Genomic DNA, 20,430 nt, shown 5'->3' with positions numbered 1-20,430 from the left:
CAGCCCTGCGTTAAATGAGTTATCGGCATGATTATCCGTTTCTGCAGGGGTTTTAATCGGGTGAATAGTGGGTGAAATGGGGGGTTATTTGGGGGTTACGGGTAAAGCTAAATGTAAAAAACCCCGCCGGAGCGGGGTTTGCGCGATAAGCGTTAATTAACGCAGCAGAGACAGAACGTTCTGCGTGGTCTGGTTAGCCTGTGCCAGAACAGAAGTACCCGCCTGTTGCAGAATGTTTGCACGAGACATGTTGGATACTTCGGTCGCGTAGTCAGCATCTTCGATACGGCTACGGGCTTCAGACAGGTTGTTTACGGTGTTACCCAGGTTAGTGATGGTAGAGTTGAAACGGTTCTGTACCGCACCCAGGTCGGAGCGCAGATCAGCAACTTTCGCCAGCGCCGCGTCGATTTTAGCCAGCGGGCTATCGGTAGTAGCAGTGGCCGCTTCAGACAGCTTAGGTTCAGCCTGGAAGTTGTGACCTTTTGCTTTAGCAGCCGTATAGGATTTACCTGCAATTTCTACCAGCTCAGTTTTACCGTCAACGCCACCCAGTTCGTTGACTGCTGTTGCAGTTTTACCAGAAGCATCAGTATAAGAAGTTGTCTTAAGTTCTACTTTATTATCGGTGTAATTTGCTGCGTATCTTTTTCCACCGACTTCTACAGCATAACCGCCATCAATAGTCTTATTGTTAGAATCGGTATAAGACATTTTTACTAATTTAGCGCCAGTGGTATCAACGCCAGCATCGGTCAGAGGTTTAAGTTCAGCAGCAGATACAGTTACTGGTGTACCAATTTGCTCCTGTTTAACTTTTGTCGCGGTGGTATCACCGGTAACACCTGTAACAGCAGTAGCACCAGTAGCTAATGTCACATTACCGCTGTCATCAACAGTAACTGCATATTTCCCGTTTTTAGTGGTAGCGCCAGTATCTGTGTCACCCGAAACAGTAGCGTAGTATTGACCATCTTTGAATGTGATAGCAGCAGCAAGTGTGTCAGAAGCCGTCGTCGGATTACCCAGCGCAGCTTTAATCGCAGTATCATCAAGCGTTTTGATATTCGTTGCAGTATCAACATAGCTTTTCGTTGTACCAGTGGTCACAGCGGTAGCTTTTACATCGTAGCCTTTCTGTACGTTCAGAGAATCCAAGCCTAAAGTTTTAGCGTTAATTTCTTTCAGGTTGATATCGATGGTTTCGCCATCGTTGGCACCGACCTGGATAGTCAGGGTGTTGTCTTTCGCCAGCACTTTCACGCCGTTGAACTGGGTCTGACCGGATACGCGGTCGATTTCGTTCAGACGCTGAGTGATTTCAGCCTGGATGGAGTCGAGGTCAGACTGGGAGTTGGTACCAGTAGAAGACTGAACCGCCAGTTCACGAACACGTTGCAGGTTGTTGTTGATTTCAGACAGAGAACCTTCAGTGGTCTGCGCGATGGAGATACCATCGTTGGCGTTACGGGACGCCTGAGTCAGACCTTTGATGTTAGAGGTGAAGCGGTTAGCAATCGCCTGACCAGCAGCATCGTCTTTCGCGCTGTTGATACGCAGACCAGAGGACAGACGCTCGATAGCGGAGCTCAGAGAAGACTGAGATTTGTTCAGGTTATTCTGGGTCAACAGCGACAGGCTGTTTGTATTGATGACTTGTGCCATGATCTTTTCCTTATCAATTACAACTTGATGTTATTGGGCTGTTGCCCACGGTTTCTCACCGTAACCCTTGTATCGGCACCTTAATTTCGAACTTTAGAAAATTTTTACTTTCCGTCGTTTTTTTTCTTAGCCGCTGAAATACCCTCTATATGCATCACTATTCCGCGCATTATTTTTGCAAAACTATTATTAAACTTTGCGCGCAGATTGCCGATAAAGCGGTTAACTACTGTTTGCAATCACAAGGAATTAGGCATGCCTTCATTTACATCACTGGGCGTTGGTTCGAACTTACCACTGGATACGTTGCTGACAAACTTAACCACTGCTGAGAAAAAGCGTTTAACGCCGATTACCCAGCAGCAGAGCGCTAACACCTCGCGTCTGACTGCGTATGGCACGCTGAAAAGTGCATTAGAAAAATTTCAGACGGCGAATACCGCACTGAACAATGCCGATCTGTTTAAAAGCACCACTGCTACCAGCAGCACAGAAGATTTAAAAGTCAGCACCACCGCGGGCGCTGCTCCAGGGAAATACACCGTCAGCGTCACTCAACTGGCGCAGGCACAGTCATTATCGACTACGGCGAAAATTACCTCGACTAAAGAACAGTTGGGTGATACCAGCATTGATGAACGCACTATTACGATTTCGCAGCCGGGCCGCAAAGAACCGCTGGAAATTAAATTAGGCAAAGGCGAAACCTCACTGGAAGATATTCGCGATGCCATAAATGATGCGGACAGCGGTATTTCCGCCAGCCTGGTGAAGGTTAAAGAAGACGACTACCAATTGGTGTTAACCGCAGAAAGCGGTACTGAAAGTGAAATGACCATCTCGGTGTCCAACGACGCAAAACTGAGCGATTTACTGTCCTATGACAGCAAAGCTGGCAGCGGGAAAATGAAACAGTTGGTCGGTGCACAAAATGCGCAGTTGACCGTTAATGGTATCGATATTGAACGCCAAAGCAATACGGTAACCGATGCACCACAAGGCATTACGCTTGAACTGACTAAAGAAATAAAAGACGCCTCCATTACAGTCAAGAAAAGTGATGAAAAGGCCACTACGGCGATTAAGGCTTGGGTAGAAGCCTATAACTCACTGGTTGATACCTTTGGAACACTGACTAAATATAAAGAAGTTGAGCCGGGTGAAGCAGCTAGCGCAGATAACGGCGCGTTACTGGGTGATAGTGTTCTCCGTACCATTCAAAACGGCATTCGTGCGCCATTTGCTAACAGCGGCAGCGAATCCCCGTTTAAAACAATGACTGAGATCGGCATTACACAGGATGGTGGTACCGGTAAGCTAAAACTTGATGAAGAAAAACTGGCTAAGGCACTGAAAGATAATACCGCTGCCACCCGCGAACTGCTGGTTGGCGACGGAAAAGAAACCGGTATTACCACTAAGATTGCCACCGAAGTAAAAAGCTACCTGGCCGATGACGGCATTATCGATAATGCACAAGACAATATTAATGCCAACCTGAAACTGCTGACTAAGCAGTACCTGACCGTTAGCAACAGTATTGATGAAGTCGTGGCACGATATAAAGCGCAGTTTACCCAGTTGGATTCCATGATGAGTAAGCTGAGCAGTACCAGTACGTATTTGGGCCAACAATTTGCAGCGATGAGTAATTCCTGATAACACGAGGTAAGCATGTATACCGCGAGCGGTACCAAAGCCTATGCACAGATCAGTGTGGAAAGCGCCGTCATGAGCGCCAGCCCGCATCAGCTGATTGAAATGTTGTTTGATGGCGCGAACAGCGCCCTGGTGCGCGCTCGCCTGTTTATGCAACAGGGTGATATCGTCGCCAAAGGCGAGGCGTTAAGTAAAGCCATTAATATTATCGATAATGGTTTGAAGGCTGGCCTGGACCACGAAAAAGGTGGGGAACTCGCTACCCATCTATCTTCATTGTATGACTATATGGTTCGTCGTTTACTGCACGCTAATCTGAATAATGATTGTCAAGCCATTGAAGAAGTCGAAGGGTTGCTCGGCAACATTGCGGAAGCCTGGAAACAGATCTCACCGAACGCGTCGTCCCAGGAGTCTCGTTAATGACCTCAGCCGTGGAGTTTATCAACCGTTGGCAGCGCATCGCGCTACTCAGTCACTCGCTGCTGGAACTGGCGCAGCGGGGTGAATGGGACCTTTTACTGGAACAGGAAGTTACCTATCTGCAAAGTATTGAAGTGGTCATGGAAGAGCAAACTCCACCTGGCATTACACGAAGTATTCAGGACTTAGTGGCCGGGTATATTAAACAGACGCTGGATAACGAACAGTTACTGAAAACACTGTTACAACAGCGGCTGGATGAACTCAGCAATCTTATCGGCCAGTCGACGCGCCAGAAGACGCTCAATAACGCCTATGGCCGTCTTTCCGGTATGCTGTTAGTACCCGACGCCCCCACCGCCCCGCAATAATTTTCTGTTAAATCTGAATAATCTTCCATACTCCAGAGGTCGGCCAAACGACTTCTGGAGCACGGAAGATGAAAAATCCCACGTTATTGCAGTATTTTCACTGGTATTACCCCGATGGGGGTCAACTCTGGCCCGAGCTTGCCGAACGCGCAGGCGGACTCAATGATATCGGCATCAATATGGTATGGCTGCCCCCCGCCTATAAAGGCGCATCAGGCGGTTATTCCGTTGGCTACGACTCGTACGATCTGTTTGACCTGGGCGAGTTTGACCAGAGGGGAACCATCCCCACCAAATATGGCGATAAAAACCAGCTGCTGGCGGCAATTGACGCGCTGAAACACAACGACATCGCCGTACTGCTCGACGTGGTTGTTAACCACAAAATGGGCGCGGATGAAAAAGAGAGTATTCGTGTCCAGCGGGTTAACGCCGACGATCGCACGCAAATAGACGATGAAATCATCGAATGTGAGGCCTGGACGCGCTATACCTTCCCCGCCCGCGCAGGCCAGTATTCACAATTCATTTGGGACTATAAATGCTTCAGCGGCATTGACCATATCGAGAACCCCACCGAAGACGGCATTTTCAAAATCGTTAACGATTATACCGGTGAAGGCTGGAACGATCAGGTGGACGATGAAATGGGTAATTTTGATTATCTGATGGGCGAGAACATCGATTTTCGAAATCACGCCGTGACCGAGGAGATCAAATACTGGGCGCGCTGGGTGATGGAGCAAACCCAGTGTGACGGTTTTCGTTTAGATGCGGTGAAACATATCCCGGCATGGTTTTATAAAGAGTGGATTGAACACGTACAGGAGGTCGCGCCCAAGCCATTGTTTATTGTCGCGGAATACTGGTCCCACGAAGTCGACAAACTGCAAACCTACATTAACCAGGTGGAGGGGAAAACCATGCTGTTCGACGCCCCTTTGCAGATGAAATTCCACGAAGCCTCCCGTCAGGGCCGCGATTACGACATGAGCCAAATCTTCACGGACACGTTAGTCGAGGCCGATCCGTTTCATGCCGTCACGCTGGTTGCCAATCACGATACCCAGCCGTTGCAGGCGCTGGAAGCCCCTGTCGAGTCATGGTTTAAGCCGCTGGCCTATGCGTTGATCCTGCTACGGGAAAACGGCGTACCGTCGGTGTTTTATCCTGACCTCTACGGGGCGCATTACGAAGACACCGGCGGCGATGGCGAAACCTATTCTATCGACATGCCGATCATTGAACAGCTTGCCGAACTGATCCTCGCGCGCCAGCGCTTCGCCCACGGCGTACAGACGCTCTTTTTCGATCACCCTAACTGTATCGCCTTTAGCCGCAGCGGAACGGACGAAGATCCCGGCTGTGTGGTGGTGTTGTCTAATGGTGATGATGGGGAAAAGACCATCAATCTCGGCGCGAATTACGGTAATAAAACCTGGCGTGATTATCTGGGAAATCGCGAAGAAAGCGTGGTCACCGATGAAAACGGCGAAGCGACATTTTTCTGTAACGGCGGTAGCGTCAGCGTGTGGGTGATTGAAGACGTGTTGTAATACTCAACCCCGGTGGCCGGTGGCTACCGGGGCGTGCTGCTTATGGCAGCGGCGTGGCCAGCGGTGTTTTCTTTAACGCGTCAGCACATTCCGGCGTCGGGCGATCCACCCGTTGCAGCGTCATGCCATCATACTCCAGCGTATTGCCTTCACGCTCAATCTCATACAGCTCACGTTTCACGGTCACGTTGGTGAGATCGCCGGAAATCATCGTCAGTTTCCCCGGTAGAGCAATGACCCGCTGCCACTGGCGACAATCCAGCGTATCGCCCTCTTTCGTCACCACCAGGCTGGCAATGGCTTCCGGGCTGACCAGGCTGCGTTGCGGACCTTTTGACTGCCAGTAGCCTTCCAGACCTGCTGGCGCTGGCGTTTTCACCACGTCGTTATAATTCTCTACTTCGGCGCATCCGCTCAGCGCCAGAAATACCCCAACGATTGCTAATTTTTTCATCATTCATCCTGCATGCGAAGAAAATGGGATTGTGGCATTAAAGGTCTGATGCCGCCAGCCTTTCGGTAGCATTGAGAAATATTGATCCAGACAGTGTTACCTCTTATTACTCATAGTCAAAAATTCTGATCGGTGTAGTATCCACACTTCTTGTTACATACCTTCTGAGTTCAGAGGCAAAACGCATGTCATGGCAACACTTCAAACAGGCCTGGTTAATTAAATTTTGGGCCCCTGCCCCTGCGGTCATCGCAGCGGGTATTCTCTCTACTTACTACTTCGGCATCACCGGAACCTTCTGGGCCGTTACCGGCGAATTCACCCGTTGGGGTGGTCAAATCCTGCAATTATTCGGCGTTCACGCCGAAGAGTGGGGATACTACAAGCTGATCCATCTTGAAGGCTCTCCCCTGACCCGCATCGACGGTATGATGATCCTCGGTATGTTCGGCGGCTGTTTTGCTGCCGCACTCTGGGCCAACAACGTCAAACTCCGCATGCCGCGCAGTCGGATACGCATTATGCAGGCGATAGTCGGCGGGATGATTGCCGGATTCGGCGCCCGTCTGGCAATGGGGTGTAACCTGGCCGCGTTCTTCACCGGTATTCCGCAGTTCTCGCTACACGCCTGGTTTTTTGCGCTGGCAACAGCCATTGGCTCGTGGTTTGGCGCACGCTTTACCCTGCTGCCGATGTTCCGTATTCCGGTCAAAATGCAGAAAGTCTCCGCCGCTTCCCCGCTGACGCAAAAACCGGATCAGGCGCGTCGTCGTTTTCGCCTCGGGATGCTGGTGTTTATCGGCATGATCGGCTGGGCGTTACTCACTGCGATGGATAAACCTAAGCTCGGCCTGGCGATGCTGTTCGGCGTCGGGTTCGGTCTGCTGATTGAACGGGCGCAGATCTGCTTCACTTCAGCCTTCCGCGACCTGTGGATTTCTGGTCGCACCCATATGGCAAAAGCGATCATCTTCGGGATGGCGGTCAGCGCCATCGGTATCTTTAGCTACGTGCAACTGGGCGTCGAGCCGAAGATTATGTGGGCGGGTCCGAATGCAGTGCTTGGCGGCTTGCTGTTCGGCTTCGGTATTGTTTTAGCGGGCGGGTGTGAAACCGGCTGGATGTACCGCGCGGTTGAAGGCCAGGTGCATTACTGGTGGGTTGGTCTGGGCAACGTTATTGGCTCAACCATTCTGGCTTACTACTGGGATGATTTTGCGCCTGCTCTGGCCACCAACTGGGATAAGGTGAATCTGCTGAACACCTTTGGTCCGCTGGGTGGCCTGCTGGTGACCTATCTGCTGTTATTTACCGCGCTGATGCTCATCATCGGCTGGGAAAAGCGTTTCTTCCGCCGTGCCGGGCTGACGCCAGCCAAGGAGTCTGTATGAAAAATATCGTGCCTGATTATCGCCTCGATATGGTCGGCGAGCCGTGTCCGTATCCGGCAGTTGCCACGCTGGAGGCGATGCCGCAATTGAAGAAAGGTGAAATTCTGGAAGTGGTGAGCGACTGCCCGCAGTCAATCAATAATATTCCACTGGATGCGCGCAATCACGGCTATACGGTGCTGGATATTCAGCAGGATGGCCCAACGATTCGCTATTTGATTCAAAAGTAAGTGTTTGCCGGATGGCGCTGCGCTCATCCGGCCTACATTATCTGCACGTTGTCCCTACACCTGCATCGACATCATATGACCATGTATTTTTCATGAACGACAAAGATCGTCCATGAGCGCATCAGATAACAGATGGTTAGAGTCGTCGAAAACATCAATCGTCTAAGTTCACCTTAGAGTGAGCGCTTCGTTGTGCCCCATCCATGCCCCATCACACGTCCCATCTTAGAAAAAGATAGAAATTGGTCGAAAGGCATATAAAAGCCTTTACGTCCCATTTTTGTCTCATATCACCTGGCTATCATCGAACTCAGCATGACCTGATCAGTGTACAACCACGCAGCTTACCTTGATACGCGCATGGAGATGATGCAGTGGTGGGCTGACTGGCTTGATGAGAAGGTGAATTGACCACCTAATGGATAGTTTACTTATCGCTGTAAATTATTAATTAATAGACACATAATTACAATCCATGATAAATTATAAAGGTTTATCTTAACTCATTAAGAGTATGCTCATGCTATTATCATTGCAGTATTTGAGAGGTATTGCCTCGCTTTTGGTGGTGCTTTACCATGCAAGAGGCGAAATTAGTAATGTATATGCTCAAAGCAATCTAGGTGAATTGCTTTTTGGAAATGGTTATATTGGTGTTGACTTATTTTTCATGATAAGCGGATTTGTTATTATGCTATCAACTGAAAAGGATAAGTCGTCTTTCTCATTCATAATTAAAAGATTGTTTAGAATTTACCCTGTTTATTTGGTCTGCTTATTTTCCTTGGTATTCCTTCAGGGAAGACCGTTTGATGTCAACTTACTAAAATCTTTATTATTCATAAATCTTGATTTGTTCTCAGAGGCTCCTTGGTTTGGGTATACAATTATATTCACAGCATGGACATTGATGTTTGAGATCATCTTCTATATGCTTTTCTACATCTCCTTGGCTTTATCATGGAAATATAGAGGGTATATTTGCATGTTATTAATTGCATCTATCGTATTAGGTACAAACCTTTATTTTAACGGAAGTGTTAACTTTAGTGGCTATTCAAGCATAACTATTGTACCAAATCAAGAACATAGCATTTGGTTAGGCATGGCCAGAGTTTTATCATCTCCCATGTTCTTTGAATTTATTATTGGGATGGTTATTTATAAAATTTACGCTTCAACTAAAATAAATATAAGCAATAACTACACACGAATTGCTGCGATTATAGCCATAGCTTTATTTTCATATTTCTATGTTACTGGATACAATGGTGGTCACGGTCCTTTGAGTTGTGGTGTATATGCGGCAATTCTGTTATTGGCATTAGTTCTTTTTGAGAAGACGTGCAAGGTTAAAAATTCAGCGACACTAAGTTATTTTGGTAATATTTCTTATTCGCTATATCTTACACATGCTCTTGTCATGAACATATTACCAACCGGTATAATTCCTGGCTCTCTGTACTCTCAGGCTCACGGTTTTTCTAATTTATATCTTATATTGCTGGCTTCAATTTTTATTTCAACCATTCTCTACTATACAGTAGAAGTGTTTTTCGTGAGATTTGCCAGGGTGATGCTTAAAACCATCATGATAAAAAACATAAGTGTAATTTAGTTTGTGAGATTATATATGAGTAGGCCCATGGAAGGGATTTTATCAAGATATTAGAAAGGAATAGGTTTTCTGGCTTTATGAGTATGTTGTTAAACAACCGCCTCATAAAGCCATTTAATGTAAGGGAGGTTTAACCGGCTATCACGTATTGAAGACAGGACAGAAGACACCAGTAGAAGGAAGATCCGTCAGAACCGTCAACAACTACATGAGAACAATGTCAGGCATGTTTAACTTCGCTGCGGAAAGTGGTTATGTTAAGGCGAATCCGTTTAACGGCATTTCCATGCTCAAGCGGTCTCGTACTGAACCAGATCCACTTACGCGTGAAGAGTTCGTCAGAATGATTAATGCATGCACTCATCAGCAACTGAAAAACATGTGGTCTCTGGCCGTGTACACAGGGATCAGGCATGGAGTGTTGGTATTCCTGGCATGAGAAGATATCGACCTGAAAGCGGGAACAATGATTATCCGTCGCAACCACACGAGTTCACTCTTCCTAAAACAGAGGCCGGAACGGATCGAATCATAAACCTTATTCAGCCAGCCATCGATGTGTTGAAGAACCAGGCTGAAATGACCAGGCTGGGCAAGCAGTATCAGGTTGAGGTTAAGTTTCGTGAATATGATCGTACCGATGTGCATCCATGCACATTCGTGTTCAACCCGCAAATCGTATCGCGTAATGGCCGTGCTACGCTGTGGGGTCGATCAACCAAGCGTGGGAGGCAGCAATGCGACGTGCAGGTATTCGCTATCGCAGAGCATACCAGTCAAGACACACTTACGCATGTTGGTCGTTAGCTGTCGGTGCCAACCCTAACTTCATCGCGAAGCAAATGAGCTACACCGACGCGCAAATGGTTTACCGGGTGTACGGATCCTGGATGGCAGAAAACAACCATGACCAGGTACTCATACTCAACCAGAAATTGAGTGAGTTTGCCCCATCCATGCCCCACGCAGTAGGATCGGACGGGCATTAGCATTAAATATAATTAGGTTATGCTACCTACACCTGCATCGACATCACTTCCTGATACGCCGATACCAGTTTATTACGTACCTGAATCCCCATCTGCATCGACACCGACGCTTTTTGCATATCGGTCATCACATCATTCAGCGCAATACCCGGTTCACCGAGGGTAAATTTCTCAGCCTGAACACGGGACGCGGTCTGTACATCGCTGATTCTGTCTAACGCCGCATGCAGCTGACCGGCAAAACTCACGGTCGGTTGTGGCTGCATATCCTGCATTTTTGCTGACATCGCCGTGGTTTGTAACTGGCTGATGACCCCTTCAATCCCCTGTATTGCCGACATGCTGATCCCCTGGATGAATTTTCACATAGCTGAGATTACCAGTTAGTCAATAAGATAAAGGCGTTAAATAACGATAAAAAACCACGGTTTTTAACCCATAGAAAAATTCGAAACCGCAAATAATGAGACCGTCAATTTTTCGAGTTTGCTGACCCGGGAGTGAGTCTTGTTCCACTTTGCAAAAAACGCCGTCCACGATAAGCCACGAGGTGCGAGATGAGTGCGACAGCATCGACTGCAACCCAGCTTAAACCTCTCGAGTGGTTAAACCGCCTGCGCGCGAATCCCAGAATTCCTCTGATTGTGGCAGGAGCCGCTGCCGTCGCTATCGTTGTGGCGATGGTTCTGTGGGCCAAAGCGCCCGACTACCGCACCTTGTTCAGCAATCTTTCCGATCAGGATGGCGGCGCGATTGTCACCCAACTGACGCAGATGAACGTTCCCTATCGTTTTACTGAGGGAAGCGGCGCGATTGAAGTTCCTGCCGATAAAGTCCACGAGCTGCGCTTGCGTCTGGCGCAGCAAGGCCTGCCAAAAGGTGGTGCCGTTGGCTTTGAGCTGCTGGATCAGGAAAAGTTTGGTATCAGCCAGTTTAGCGAGCAGGTCAACTACCAGCGCGCGCTGGAAGGTGAGTTAGCCCGTACCATTGAAACCCTGGGCCCGGTAAAACGCGCCCGCGTGCATCTGGCGATGCCTAAACCATCGCTGTTTGTACGTGAGCAAAAAGCGCCTTCGGCCTCCGTCACCGTTAATCTGGAACCGGGTCGTGCGCTGGATGAAGGTCAGATCAGCGCGGTCACGCATTTGGTCTCCAGCGCTGTTGCAGGCTTACCGCCGGGCAACGTAACGCTGGTCGACCAGGCGGGTCATCTGTTAACCCAGTCGAACACCAGCAGCCGCGATCTCAACGATGCGCAACTGAAATACGCCAGCGATGTCGAGGCTCGCGTGCAACGCCGGATCGAATCGATCCTGTCGCCGATTGTCGGCAACGGTAACGTACACGCACAGGTCACCGCACAGCTGGATTTTGCCAACAAAGAGCAAACCGAAGAACAATACCGTCCAAACGGCGATGAGTCCCAGGCCGTGCTGCGCTCACGCCAGTTAAACGTCAGTGAGCAAATTGGTAGCGGAGCGCCTGGCGGCGTCCCGGGCGCATTGTCTAATCAGCCAGCCCCGGCTAATACCGCGCCAATCGCCAACCCACCGGCTAATCAGCAAAATGCGCAAACCACGCAGACAACGAATAACAGTAACAATGCCGGTCCGCGCAGTACGCAGCGCAATGAAACCAGTAACTATGAAGTCGACCGTACCATTCGCCATACCAAAATGAACGTTGGCGATGTGCAGCGTCTCTCGGTGGCCGTCGTGGTCAACTATAAAACGTTACCGGATGGCAAACCGCTGCCGTTAACTGCCGAACAGATGAAACAGATTGAGGATCTGACCCGCGAGGCGATGGGGTTCTCCGACAAACGTGGCGACACCCTGAACGTGGTGAACTCTCCGTTCACAGCGACCGACGATTCCATGGGTGAGCTTCCGTTCTGGAAACAGCCGTTCTTTATTGATCAGCTAATGTCCGCAGGTCGTTGGTTGTTGGTTCTGCTGGTCGCCTGGCTCCTGTGGCGGAAAGCCGTTCGCCCGCAGTTGCTCCGTCGCAGCGAAGAAGCGAAAGCCGCGCAAGAACAAACACGTATCCGTCAGGAAACCGAAGAAGCGGTAGAAGTTCGCCTCAGCAAAGACGAACAGACCCAGCAACGTCGCACGAATCAGCGTCTGGGCGCAGAAGTCATGAGCCAGCGTATTCGTGAAATGTCAGATAACGATCCGCGCGTCGTGGCGCTGGTCATTCGTCAGTGGATGAGTAACGATCATGAGTAATGCCCTTACCGGTACCGATAAAAGCGTCATCCTGCTGATGACCATTGGCGAAGATCGCGCGGCGGAGGTGTTTAAGCACCTTTCCACGCGCGAAGTTCAGGCGCTCAGTACGGCGATGGCCAACGTACGCCAGATCTCCAATAAACAGTTGACGGAAGTGCTGGCGGAGTTTGAACAAGAAGCCGAACAATTTGCCGCGCTCAACATTAACGCCAACGAATATCTGCGCTCCGTGCTGGTGAAAGCGCTGGGTGAAGAACGCGCGTCCAGCCTGCTGGAAGATATTCTGGAAACCCGCGATACCACCAGCGGCATTGAAACGCTCAACTTTATGGAGCCGCAAAGCGCCGCCGACCTTATCCGCGACGAGCATCCGCAGATTATCGCCACCATTCTGGTGCACCTCAAACGGGGCCAGGCGGCCGATATTCTGGCGCTGTTCGACGAACGTTTACGTCACGACGTCATGCTGCGTATCGCCACTTTCGGCGGCGTACAGCCTGCCGCGCTGGCGGAATTGACCGAAGTATTGAATGGCCTGCTCGACGGCCAGAACCTCAAACGCAGCAAAATGGGCGGCGTGAGAACGGCAGCGGAAATCATCAACCTGATGAAAACCCAGCAGGAAGAAGCCGTTATTACCGCCGTGCGCGAATTCGACGGCGAACTGGCGCAGAAAATTATCGACGAGATGTTCCTGTTCGAAAACCTGGTGGACGTCGACGATCGCAGTATCCAGCGCCTGCTGCAGGAAGTGGATTCCGAATCGCTGCTGATTGCCCTGAAAGGCGCCGAACAGCCGCTACGCGAGAAGTTCCTGCGCAATATGTCGCAACGTGCAGCCGATATTCTGCGCGACGACCTTGCCAACCGCGGTCCGGTACGTTTGTCGCAAGTGGAAAACGAACAGAAAGCGATTCTGCTTATTGTGCGTCGTCTGGCGGAAACCGGCGAGATGGTGATCGGCAGCGGCGAGGATACTTATGTCTAACGAACTGCCGTGGAAAGTCTGGACCCCGGACGATCTCGCCCCACCGGTGGCGGAGTTCGTCCTGGCCGACCACAGTGAAACACCGTTGTCAGAAGAGACCGACGAGCCGGAACTCTCAGCAGAGCAACAGCTTGAGCAGCAGCTCGTGCAGTTGCAAATGCAGGCCCACGAGCAAGGTTATAACGCTGGTCTGGCGGAAGGTCGACAAAAGGGCCACGAACAAGGCTATCAGGAAGGGCTGAATCAGGGCCTGGAGCAAGGCCAAAACCAGGCGCGCGCGCAGCATGCGCCAATCACTGCCCGTATGCAGCAATTGGTGAGCGAATTTCAGAATACGCTGGACGCTCTGGACAGCGTGATTGCCTCGCGCTTGATGCAAATGGCGCTGGAGGCGGCGCGTCAGGTGATAGGTCAAACGCCTGTCGTAGATAACGCCGCGCTGATTAAACAAATCCAACAGCTGTTGCAGCAGGAACCGCTATTTAGCGGTAAACCGCAGTTGCGCGTACATCCGGACGATCTCCAGCGGGTGGAAGAGATGCTCGGCGCCACCCTCAGTCTGCACGGCTGGCGGCTGCGCGGCGATCCCACGTTGCATCACGGCGGCTGTAAAGTCTCTGCCGACGAAGGCGATCTGGATGCCAGCGTCGCCACGCGCTGGCAAGAGCTCTGCCGTCTGGCCGCGCCAGGAGTCGTGTAATGACCACTCGTCTGACTCGCTGGCTCAATACGCTGGACAACTTCGAAGAGAAAATGTCGCTGCTGCCTGCGGTGCGTCGTTACGGGCGTCTGACCCGCGCCACCGGGCTGGTGCTGGAAGCCACCGGATTACAGCTGCCGCTGGGCGCCACCTGCGTCATTGAACGCCAGGATGGCAACGAAACCCAGGAAGTTGAAAGTGAAGTCGTGGGCTTTAACGGTCAGCGACTGTTTCTGATGCCGCTCGAAGAGGTCGAGGGCGTTCTGCCTGGCGCGCGCGTGTACGCGAAGAATATTGCCGGAGAAGGTCTGCAAAGCGGGAAACAATTACCGCTGGGTCCTGCTCTGCTGGGCCGGGTGCTCGACGGCAGCGGCAAACCGCTCGACGGTCTGCCCGCGCCGGATACCACCGAAACCGGGGCGCTGATGACGCCGCCGTTTAACCCGCTGCAGCGCACACCTATTGAACATGTGCTGGATACCGGCGTGCGCCCCATTAACGCGTTATTAACCGTCGGGCGCGGTCAGCGTATGGGACTTTTCGCAGGTTCGGGCGTCGGTAAAAGCGTCCTGCTTGGCATGATGGCGCGTTATACCCAGGCCGATGTCATCGTCGTCGGACTGATTGGCGAACGTGGCCGCGAAGTTAAAGATTTTATTGAAAATATTCTCGGCGCTGACGGTCGCGCACGCTCGGTGGTGATTGCCGCTCCGGCGGACGTTTCGCCGCTGTTGCGTATGCAGGGCGCGGCCTACGCCACGCGCATCGCCGAAGATTTCCGCGATCGTGGACAACACGTATTACTGATTATGGATTCCCTCACCCGCTATGCGATGGCGCAACGTGAGATCGCGCTGGCGATCGGCGAGCCGCCAGCAACCAAAGGTTATCCGCCGTCAGTATTCGCCAAATTACCGGCGCTGGTGGAACGTGCCGGGAACGGTATTCACGGCGGCGGGTCAGTTACCGCGTTTTACACCGTCCTGACCGAGGGTGACGATCAGCAGGACCCGATTGCCGATTCAGCACGCGCGATTCTGGACGGTCACATTGTGCTGTCCCGCCATCTGGCCGAGGCAGGTCATTACCCGGCCATCGATATAGAAGCCTCGATCAGCCGCGCCATGACCGCGCTCATTAGTGAGCAACACTATGCGCGGGTGCGTAACTTTAAACAGTTGCTATCCAGCTTCCAGCGTAACCGCGATCTGGTCAGCGTCGGGGCGTATGCCAAAGGCAGCGATCCGATGTTGGATAAAGCCATCGCCTTATGGCCACAACTGGAAGCATTTTTACAGCAAGGCATCTATGAACGGGCTGACTGGGAAGATTCCCTGCACGCTTTAGAACTGATTTTCCCTGGTGTGTGATTGAGCAGGAGAGCATAGGTCATGGCACAACATGGTGCATTAGCAACGCTGAAAGACCTGGCTGAGAAAGAGGTAGAAGACGCCGCTGTCTTATTGGGAGAGATGCGTCGTGGCTGTCAGCAGGCGGAAGAACAGTTGAAAATGCTGATCGATTATCAGCATGAGTACCGTAACAATCTGAATAACGATATGGGTCAGGGTATTACCAGTAATCGCTGGATTAACTATCAGCAGTTTATTCAGACCCTGGAAAAAGCAATTGAGCAACATCGCCAGCAGCTCAATCAATGGACGCAGAAAGTGGACCAGGCGCTGAACAGTTGGCGCGATAAAAAACAACGGTTGCAGGCGTGGCAGACTCTGCAGGACAGACAAACCTCGGCGGCGTTACTGGCCGAAAACCGTCTGGATCAGAAAAAAATGGATGAATTTGCTCAGCGTGCAGCTATGAGGAAACCCGAATGATTACTTTACCCCAACTGATTACCACCGACACCGACGTAGCCGCAGGTCTTCAGTCAGGCAAAGCGGTAGATTCACCCGAGGATTTTTTAGCGCTGCTGGCTGGCGCATTAGGTGCGGACGACGCGCAGGGTAAAGGCGCGCCATTGACGCTTGCCGACTTGCAGGCGGCGGGCAGTAAACTGCAAAAAGGGTTGCTGCAAAAAAATGGTGATGTCACCCAGGCGGTCAAGTTAACCGATCTGCTGGCGCAAAAAGAGATGCAAACCGATGCTTCTCTTGCCGACATGACTGATGCTCAGCAACTGTTGTCAGCGCTGACGCCGTCGCTGAAAGTGAATGCCCTGACGACACAGGGCAAAGTTGCTCAGCAGGATGAAAAAAACACCACGCTCAGCGATGACGATCTCGCCAACCTGAGCGCGCTGTTCGCCATGCTACCGGGACAACCGTTGGCGACACCTGCCGTCGACAACACCCCTGCCCCCGTTGATGCCACGCTTTCGGCGTTGTCACGAGGCACGGCACATGGCGCTATCACCGATAACGCAGGCGAACTGCTGCCCGGTGACGCCAAAAAAAGCAAAGCGGATATTGCCTCACCTGGCGGCAGCCTGGATCAGACAAACAATCCGACGCTAACCCCACTGACGGTAGCGGCGGCGACCAGAGCGGAAATTGACAGCGCCCCTTCGCCGACCAGCATTGGCGTGACGGCGGCTCCGTTAAGTGGCCCACAGACACATGCTCAGCCGTTACCTACCGCCGCGCCGGTGCTAAGCGCTCCGTTGGGTAGTCAGGAATGGCAGCAATCACTGAGTCAGCACGTCACACTATTCACGCGTCAGGGCCAGCAGAGCGCAGAGCTGCGCCTGCATCCGCAGGATCTGGGCCAGGTGCACATTTCCATTAAGCTGGATGACAACCTCGCACAGTTGCAAATGGTGTCACCACACAGTCACGTGCGCGCCGCGCTGGAAGCCGCGTTACCGATGCTGCGTACGCAGTTGGCTGACAGTGGGATCCAGTTGGGACAAAGCAACATTAGCAGTGAGAGCTTTGCCGGACAGCAGCAGTCTTCCGGGCAGCAACAGCAGGCGGGTCGCGCTCAGGGACAAGATATTTTTGCCGCTGAAGATGACGCCATCCTGACAACGCCAGCCTCGCTGCAAGCCGCTGCCCGCGGTGATGGAGCAGTAGACATCTTCGCCTAACGCCAGAGGTAGCATGATTATCCGCGTCTTTTCCACGCTTTGTCGTGGACAGGACACGGGATAATCAGCCCATAAGCTGTACCGAAACAGGAAGCCCGTATCTGATGACTGACTCCGCGATTAACAAAAAAAGTAAACGCGCTATTTGGATCCCTCTGCTGGTATTAATTACCCTCGCCGCCTGCGCAACTGCGGGGTATAGCTACTGGCGCATGCAGCAGCAGCCGTCCGCCAGCGTCAAAGCGGAACCGGCTCCACCGCCTGCGCCGGTGTTCTTTGCGCTGGATACCTTTACCGTCAATCTGGGTGATGCGGACCGTGTGCTGTATATCGGTATCACGTTGCGCATGAAAGACGAAGCGACACGTGCGCGTCTGAATGAATATTTGCCGGAAGTACGCAGCCGCTTGCTGCTGCTGTTTTCTCGTCAAAATGCGGCTACGCTCGCCACCGAGGAAGGTAAACAACAGCTGATTACCGCCATCAAAGAGACGCTCGCGACTCCGCTCGTTGTCGGGCAGCCAAAACAGGTTGTCACCGACGTTCTTTATACAGCTTTTATTCTGCGGTAAAGACATGGGCGACAGTATTCTTTCTCAGGCTGAAATCGACGCATTGCTGAATGGCGATAGCGAAACCAAAGACGAACCCATTACCGGTATCGCAAAAGAGAGCGATATTCGACCTTATGATCCCAACACCCAACGCCGCGTGGTGCGTGAGCGTTTACAGGCGCTGGAGATCATTAACGAACGCTTCGCGCGCCAGTTCCGTATGGGATTATTTAACCTGTTGCGCCGTAGCCCGGATATTACCGTGGGGGCGATTCGTATCCAGCCGTATCACGAATTTGCGCGTAACTTACCGGTGCCGACCAACCTGAACTTAATCCACCTCAAGCCGCTGCGCGGTACGGGTCTGGTGGTGTTCTCACCAAGTCTGGTATTTATCGCCGTTGATAACCTGTTCGGCGGCGATGGACGCTTTCCGACGAAAGTGGAAGGTCGCGAATTTACGCATACTGAACAGCGCGTTATCAACCGCATGCTGAAGCTGGCGCTGGAAAGCTACAGCGACGCGTGGAAGGCCATCAATCCGCTGGAAGTGGAATACGTTCGCTCCGAAATGCAGGTGAAATTTACCAATATCACCACCTCGCCTAACGACATCGTAGTGAACACCCCGTTCCACGTTGAAATTGGCAATCTGACCGGTGAATTTAACATCTGTCTGCCATTCAGCATGATTGAACCATTGCGCGAGCTGCTGGTGAATCCACCGCTGGAAAACTCACGTAATGAAGATCAGAACTGGCGCAATAATCTGGTGCGTCAGGTTCAGCATTCTGAGCTGGAGCTGGTGGCAAACTTTGCCGACATTCCGCTGCGGCTGTCCCAGATTTTAAAGCTGAAACCCGGCGATGTACTGCCGATTGAAAAACCCGACCGCATTATTGCTCATGTGGACGGCGTGCCTGTACTGACCAGCCAGTATGGCACCGTGAACGGTCAGTATGCGTTACGCGTAGAACATCTGATAAACCCGATTTTGAATTCGCTGAATGAGGAACAGCCCAAATGAGTGATATGAATAATCCGTCCGATGAGAACACTGGCGCATTGGACGATCTGTGGGCTGACGCGTTAAACGAGCAAAAAACCACGACCACCAAAAGCGCGGCCGATGCGGTATTCCAGCAGTTAGGCGGCGGCGACGTTAGCGGCGCTTTGCAGGACATCGACCTGATCATGGACATTCCGGTCAAACTGACCGTTGAACTGGGCCGTACGCGCATGACCATCAAAGAGCTGCTGCGTCTGACGCAAGGTTCCGTTGTCGCGCTGGATGGTCTGGCGGGCGAACCGCTGGATATCCTGATCAACGGTTATCTGATCGCCCAGGGTGAAGTGGTGGTGGTCGCGGATAAATACGGCGTGCGTATCACCGACATTATCACCCCATCAGAACGCATGCGCCGTCTGAGCCGTTGATCATGAACACCCAGGCGACAGTTTCTCAGCCAGCCGCCGTCCCCGGCTCACCGCTGGTGCAGGTAAGCGGCGCGCTGCTGGGGATCATTGTGTTGATCCTGGCGGCAGCCTGGGTCATTAAACGCCTGGGCTTTGCCCCCAAAAGCACCGGTACGCGAGGGCTGAAGGTTGCGGCAAGTACCTCACTGGGCCCACGTGAGCGCGTGGTGATTGTTGAGGTTGAAGATGCGCGCCTGGTGCTGGGCGTCACGGCCTCGCAAATTAACCTATTGCACACCCTGCCCCCGGCACCTGCCGATACAGAAGAAAAACCGGCCTCCCCTGCGGATTTCCAGGCCATGATGAAGAGTTTGCTCAAGCGTCCCGGGAGATCCTGATGCGCCGTTTGTTTTCCATCACGCTGGCAGGCTTATGGCTTTTCAGTCCAGTCGCCCTCGCCCAGCTCCCGGGCCTGGTGAGTCAACCGCTGCCAGGCGGCGGACAAAGCTGGTCATTGCCTGTACAGACGCTGGTGTTTATCACCTCGCTGACCTTCCTGCCTGCCATTTTATTGATGATGACCAGCTTCACCCGCATCATCATCGTTTTCGGTTTGTTGCGAAATGCATTGGGAACGCCGTCTGCGCCCCCTAATCAGGTACTGCTGGGGCTGGCGCTATTTTTAACCTTTTTCATCATGTCGCCAGTGATCGATAAAATCTACGTTGACGCCTATCAGCCGTTCAGCGAAGAGAAGATCTCCATGCAGGAAGCCATGGAGAAAGGCGCCCAACCGTTACGCGAGTTTATGCTGCGCCAAACCCGTGAAGCCGATCTGGCGCTGTTCGCCCGTCTGGCAAACAGCGGTCCCTTACAGGGACCAGAAGCCGTACCGATGCGAATTTTGCTTCCGGCTTATGTCACCAGTGAGCTGAAAACCGCATTCCAGATAGGGTTTACCATTTTTATCCCCTTTCTGATTATCGATCTGGTCATCGCCAGCGTACTGATGGCGCTCGGGATGATGATGGTGCCGCCCGCCACGATCGCGTTACCGTTTAAGCTGATGCTGTTCGTGTTGGTGGACGGTTGGCAGTTGCTTGTCGGCTCGCTGGCACAAAGCTTTTACAGTTAGA

The 20,430-nt window shown here is 51.9% G+C and carries 21 protein-coding genes and 2 pseudogenes; 20 read left to right on the top strand and 3 right to left on the bottom strand.

What is annotated here, in order from left to right; translation table 11 throughout:
* Positions 1-156 precede the first annotated feature (156 nt).
* On the bottom strand, positions 157-1,665 hold the full coding sequence (locus tag ICA20_RS09940) for a FliC/FljB family flagellin (protein ID WP_038641547.1): 1,509 nt from the start codon (positions 1,663-1,665) through the stop codon (positions 157-159).
* A 255-nt stretch (positions 1,666-1,920) separates the two neighbouring features.
* Between ICA20_RS09940 and fliD the strand changes: the two genes are divergently transcribed.
* From fliD to amyA, 4 genes are all read left to right on the top strand, one after another.
* The gene (gene fliD / locus ICA20_RS09935) at positions 1,921-3,324 is read left to right on the top strand and encodes a flagellar filament capping protein FliD (RefSeq protein ID WP_038641549.1); all 1,404 of its coding nucleotides are present in this window, start codon (positions 1,921-1,923) and stop codon (positions 3,322-3,324) included.
* Positions 3,325-3,339: 15 nt separating this feature from the next.
* Positions 3,340-3,747 (top strand): flagellar export chaperone FliS, encoded by a 408-nt coding sequence (fliS, locus tag ICA20_RS09930; RefSeq protein ID WP_038641551.1) that lies wholly within the window; start codon positions 3,340-3,342, stop codon positions 3,745-3,747.
* Positions 3,747-4,118, top strand: coding sequence for a flagella biosynthesis regulatory protein FliT (gene fliT, locus ICA20_RS09925; protein ID WP_003030458.1), 372 nt, complete (start codon positions 3,747-3,749; stop codon positions 4,116-4,118). The genes fliS and fliT overlap by 1 nt, the downstream gene beginning before the upstream one ends.
* Before the next feature lie 68 nt (positions 4,119-4,186).
* The gene (gene amyA, locus ICA20_RS09920) at positions 4,187-5,674 is read left to right on the top strand and encodes an alpha-amylase (RefSeq protein WP_038641554.1); all 1,488 of its coding nucleotides are present in this window, start codon (positions 4,187-4,189) and stop codon (positions 5,672-5,674) included.
* 40 nt (positions 5,675-5,714) lie between these two features.
* On the opposite strand, the gene yedD is transcribed toward amyA, so the two are convergent.
* Complete coding sequence (yedD, locus tag ICA20_RS09915; protein ID WP_038641556.1) at positions 5,715-6,128, bottom strand: lipoprotein YedD; 414 nt, start codon at positions 6,126-6,128, stop codon at positions 5,715-5,717.
* A 185-nt stretch (positions 6,129-6,313) separates the two neighbouring features.
* Between yedD and yedE the strand changes: the two genes are divergently transcribed.
* From yedE to ICA20_RS09890, 5 genes and pseudogenes are all read left to right on the top strand, one after another.
* Positions 6,314-7,519 (top strand): selenium metabolism membrane protein YedE/FdhT, encoded by a 1,206-nt coding sequence (yedE, locus tag ICA20_RS09910; RefSeq protein ID WP_038641559.1) that lies wholly within the window; start codon positions 6,314-6,316, stop codon positions 7,517-7,519.
* Positions 7,516-7,749: a sulfurtransferase-like selenium metabolism protein YedF gene (gene yedF, locus ICA20_RS09905; RefSeq protein ID WP_000790504.1), complete on the top strand. Its 234-nt coding sequence runs from the start codon at positions 7,516-7,518 to the stop codon at positions 7,747-7,749. The genes yedE and yedF overlap by 4 nt, the downstream gene beginning before the upstream one ends.
* Before the next feature lie 327 nt (positions 7,750-8,076).
* Positions 8,077-8,160 (top strand): annotated as a pseudogene (locus tag ICA20_RS09900) (hypothetical protein); the annotation flags it as partial.
* A gap of 109 nt (positions 8,161-8,269) precedes the next feature.
* Entirely contained in the window at positions 8,270-9,367 is a 1,098-nt protein-coding gene (locus ICA20_RS09895; RefSeq protein WP_051594525.1) for an acyltransferase, read from the top strand.
* Between the two features lie 130 nt (positions 9,368-9,497).
* Positions 9,498-10,356 (top strand): annotated as a pseudogene (locus ICA20_RS09890) (tyrosine-type recombinase/integrase); the annotation flags it as partial.
* A gap of 26 nt (positions 10,357-10,382) precedes the next feature.
* Here the strand turns inward: ICA20_RS09890 and fliE are convergent.
* Entirely contained in the window at positions 10,383-10,697 is a 315-nt protein-coding gene (fliE, locus tag ICA20_RS09885) for a flagellar hook-basal body complex protein FliE (RefSeq protein WP_016153486.1), read from the bottom strand.
* A 216-nt stretch (positions 10,698-10,913) separates the two neighbouring features.
* Here fliE and fliF point away from each other — a divergent pair, with 216 nt between their 5' ends.
* The 11 genes from fliF (at position 10,914) to fliP (ending at position 20,429) form a co-directional block, all read left to right on the top strand.
* On the top strand, positions 10,914-12,587 hold the full coding sequence (fliF, locus tag ICA20_RS09880; RefSeq protein ID WP_038641569.1) for a flagellar basal-body MS-ring/collar protein FliF: 1,674 nt from the start codon (positions 10,914-10,916) through the stop codon (positions 12,585-12,587).
* Positions 12,580-13,578, top strand: a complete 999-nt coding sequence (gene fliG, locus ICA20_RS09875; protein ID WP_003030443.1) for a flagellar motor switch protein FliG — start codon at positions 12,580-12,582, stop codon at positions 13,576-13,578. The genes fliF and fliG overlap by 8 nt, the downstream gene beginning before the upstream one ends.
* Positions 13,571-14,278 (top strand): flagellar assembly protein FliH, encoded by a 708-nt coding sequence (fliH, locus tag ICA20_RS09870; RefSeq protein WP_038641570.1) that lies wholly within the window; start codon positions 13,571-13,573, stop codon positions 14,276-14,278. Before fliG ends, fliH begins: the two co-directional genes overlap by 8 nt.
* Complete coding sequence (gene fliI / locus ICA20_RS09865; RefSeq protein ID WP_038641572.1) at positions 14,278-15,648, top strand: flagellar protein export ATPase FliI; 1,371 nt, start codon at positions 14,278-14,280, stop codon at positions 15,646-15,648. Before fliH ends, fliI begins: the two co-directional genes overlap by 1 nt.
* Positions 15,649-15,669: 21 nt before the next feature.
* Positions 15,670-16,113, top strand: coding sequence for a flagellar export protein FliJ (gene fliJ / locus ICA20_RS09860; RefSeq protein ID WP_038641574.1), 444 nt, complete (start codon positions 15,670-15,672; stop codon positions 16,111-16,113).
* Positions 16,110-17,324, top strand: coding sequence for a flagellar hook length control protein FliK (gene fliK, locus ICA20_RS09855; RefSeq protein WP_149282262.1), 1,215 nt, complete (start codon positions 16,110-16,112; stop codon positions 17,322-17,324). Before fliJ ends, fliK begins: the two co-directional genes overlap by 4 nt.
* A gap of 104 nt (positions 17,325-17,428) precedes the next feature.
* Positions 17,429-17,896 (top strand): flagellar basal body-associated protein FliL, encoded by a 468-nt coding sequence (gene fliL, locus ICA20_RS09850; RefSeq protein ID WP_038641578.1) that lies wholly within the window; start codon positions 17,429-17,431, stop codon positions 17,894-17,896.
* A gap of 4 nt (positions 17,897-17,900) precedes the next feature.
* A complete protein-coding gene (gene fliM / locus ICA20_RS09845) occupies positions 17,901-18,905 on the top strand; it encodes a flagellar motor switch protein FliM (protein ID WP_038641580.1) in 1,005 nt (334 codons plus the stop codon).
* Positions 18,902-19,315, top strand: coding sequence for a flagellar motor switch protein FliN (fliN, locus tag ICA20_RS09840; protein ID WP_005127761.1), 414 nt, complete (start codon positions 18,902-18,904; stop codon positions 19,313-19,315). The genes fliM and fliN overlap by 4 nt, the downstream gene beginning before the upstream one ends.
* The gene (gene fliO / locus ICA20_RS09835; RefSeq protein ID WP_129694898.1) at positions 19,315-19,692 is read left to right on the top strand and encodes a flagellar biosynthetic protein FliO; all 378 of its coding nucleotides are present in this window, start codon (positions 19,315-19,317) and stop codon (positions 19,690-19,692) included. The genes fliN and fliO overlap by 1 nt, the downstream gene beginning before the upstream one ends.
* Entirely contained in the window at positions 19,692-20,429 is a 738-nt protein-coding gene (gene fliP / locus ICA20_RS09830; protein ID WP_038641584.1) for a flagellar type III secretion system pore protein FliP, read from the top strand. The genes fliO and fliP overlap by 1 nt, the downstream gene beginning before the upstream one ends.
* The last annotated feature ends 1 nt before the right edge of the window (position 20,430 follow it).

This window comes from Citrobacter sp. C5_2 (assembly GCF_014596845.2).
In the GTDB taxonomy this organism is placed as follows: Bacteria; Pseudomonadota; Gammaproteobacteria; order Enterobacterales; family Enterobacteriaceae; genus Citrobacter; species Citrobacter werkmanii.
Note: the sequence above shows the minus strand (reverse complement) of the source record. Positions and strands in the feature narration are given on the sequence as shown.

What these genes read in the sequence shown, in the direction of transcription:
- fliE (WP_016153486.1), bottom strand. Translation starts at nt 10,697, where the DNA reads ATGTCGGCAATACAGGGGATTGAAGGGGTCATCAGCCAGTTACAAACC.
- fliS (WP_038641551.1), top strand. Translation starts at nt 3,340, where the DNA reads ATGTATACCGCGAGCGGTACCAAAGCCTATGCACAGATCAGTGTGGAA.
- fliT (WP_003030458.1), top strand. Translation starts at nt 3,747, where the DNA reads ATGACCTCAGCCGTGGAGTTTATCAACCGTTGGCAGCGCATCGCGCTA.
- fliP (WP_038641584.1), top strand. Translation starts at nt 19,692, where the DNA reads ATGCGCCGTTTGTTTTCCATCACGCTGGCAGGCTTATGGCTTTTCAGT.
- yedE (WP_038641559.1), top strand. Translation starts at nt 6,314, where the DNA reads ATGTCATGGCAACACTTCAAACAGGCCTGGTTAATTAAATTTTGGGCC.
- fliG (WP_003030443.1), top strand. Translation starts at nt 12,580, where the DNA reads ATGAGTAATGCCCTTACCGGTACCGATAAAAGCGTCATCCTGCTGATG.
- fliD (WP_038641549.1), top strand. Translation starts at nt 1,921, where the DNA reads ATGCCTTCATTTACATCACTGGGCGTTGGTTCGAACTTACCACTGGAT.
- fliF (WP_038641569.1), top strand. Translation starts at nt 10,914, where the DNA reads ATGAGTGCGACAGCATCGACTGCAACCCAGCTTAAACCTCTCGAGTGG.
- fliN (WP_005127761.1), top strand. Translation starts at nt 18,902, where the DNA reads ATGAGTGATATGAATAATCCGTCCGATGAGAACACTGGCGCATTGGAC.
- fliJ (WP_038641574.1), top strand. Translation starts at nt 15,670, where the DNA reads ATGGCACAACATGGTGCATTAGCAACGCTGAAAGACCTGGCTGAGAAA.
- fliL (WP_038641578.1), top strand. Translation starts at nt 17,429, where the DNA reads ATGACTGACTCCGCGATTAACAAAAAAAGTAAACGCGCTATTTGGATC.
- yedD (WP_038641556.1), bottom strand. Translation starts at nt 6,128, where the DNA reads ATGAAAAAATTAGCAATCGTTGGGGTATTTCTGGCGCTGAGCGGATGC.
- fliK (WP_149282262.1), top strand. Translation starts at nt 16,110, where the DNA reads ATGATTACTTTACCCCAACTGATTACCACCGACACCGACGTAGCCGCA.
- fliH (WP_038641570.1), top strand. Translation starts at nt 13,571, where the DNA reads ATGTCTAACGAACTGCCGTGGAAAGTCTGGACCCCGGACGATCTCGCC.
- yedF (WP_000790504.1), top strand. Translation starts at nt 7,516, where the DNA reads ATGAAAAATATCGTGCCTGATTATCGCCTCGATATGGTCGGCGAGCCG.
- ICA20_RS09895 (WP_051594525.1), top strand. Translation starts at nt 8,270, where the DNA reads ATGCTATTATCATTGCAGTATTTGAGAGGTATTGCCTCGCTTTTGGTG.
- fliM (WP_038641580.1), top strand. Translation starts at nt 17,901, where the DNA reads ATGGGCGACAGTATTCTTTCTCAGGCTGAAATCGACGCATTGCTGAAT.
- ICA20_RS09940 (WP_038641547.1), bottom strand. Translation starts at nt 1,665, where the DNA reads ATGGCACAAGTCATCAATACAAACAGCCTGTCGCTGTTGACCCAGAAT.
- amyA (WP_038641554.1), top strand. Translation starts at nt 4,187, where the DNA reads ATGAAAAATCCCACGTTATTGCAGTATTTTCACTGGTATTACCCCGAT.
- fliI (WP_038641572.1), top strand. Translation starts at nt 14,278, where the DNA reads ATGACCACTCGTCTGACTCGCTGGCTCAATACGCTGGACAACTTCGAA.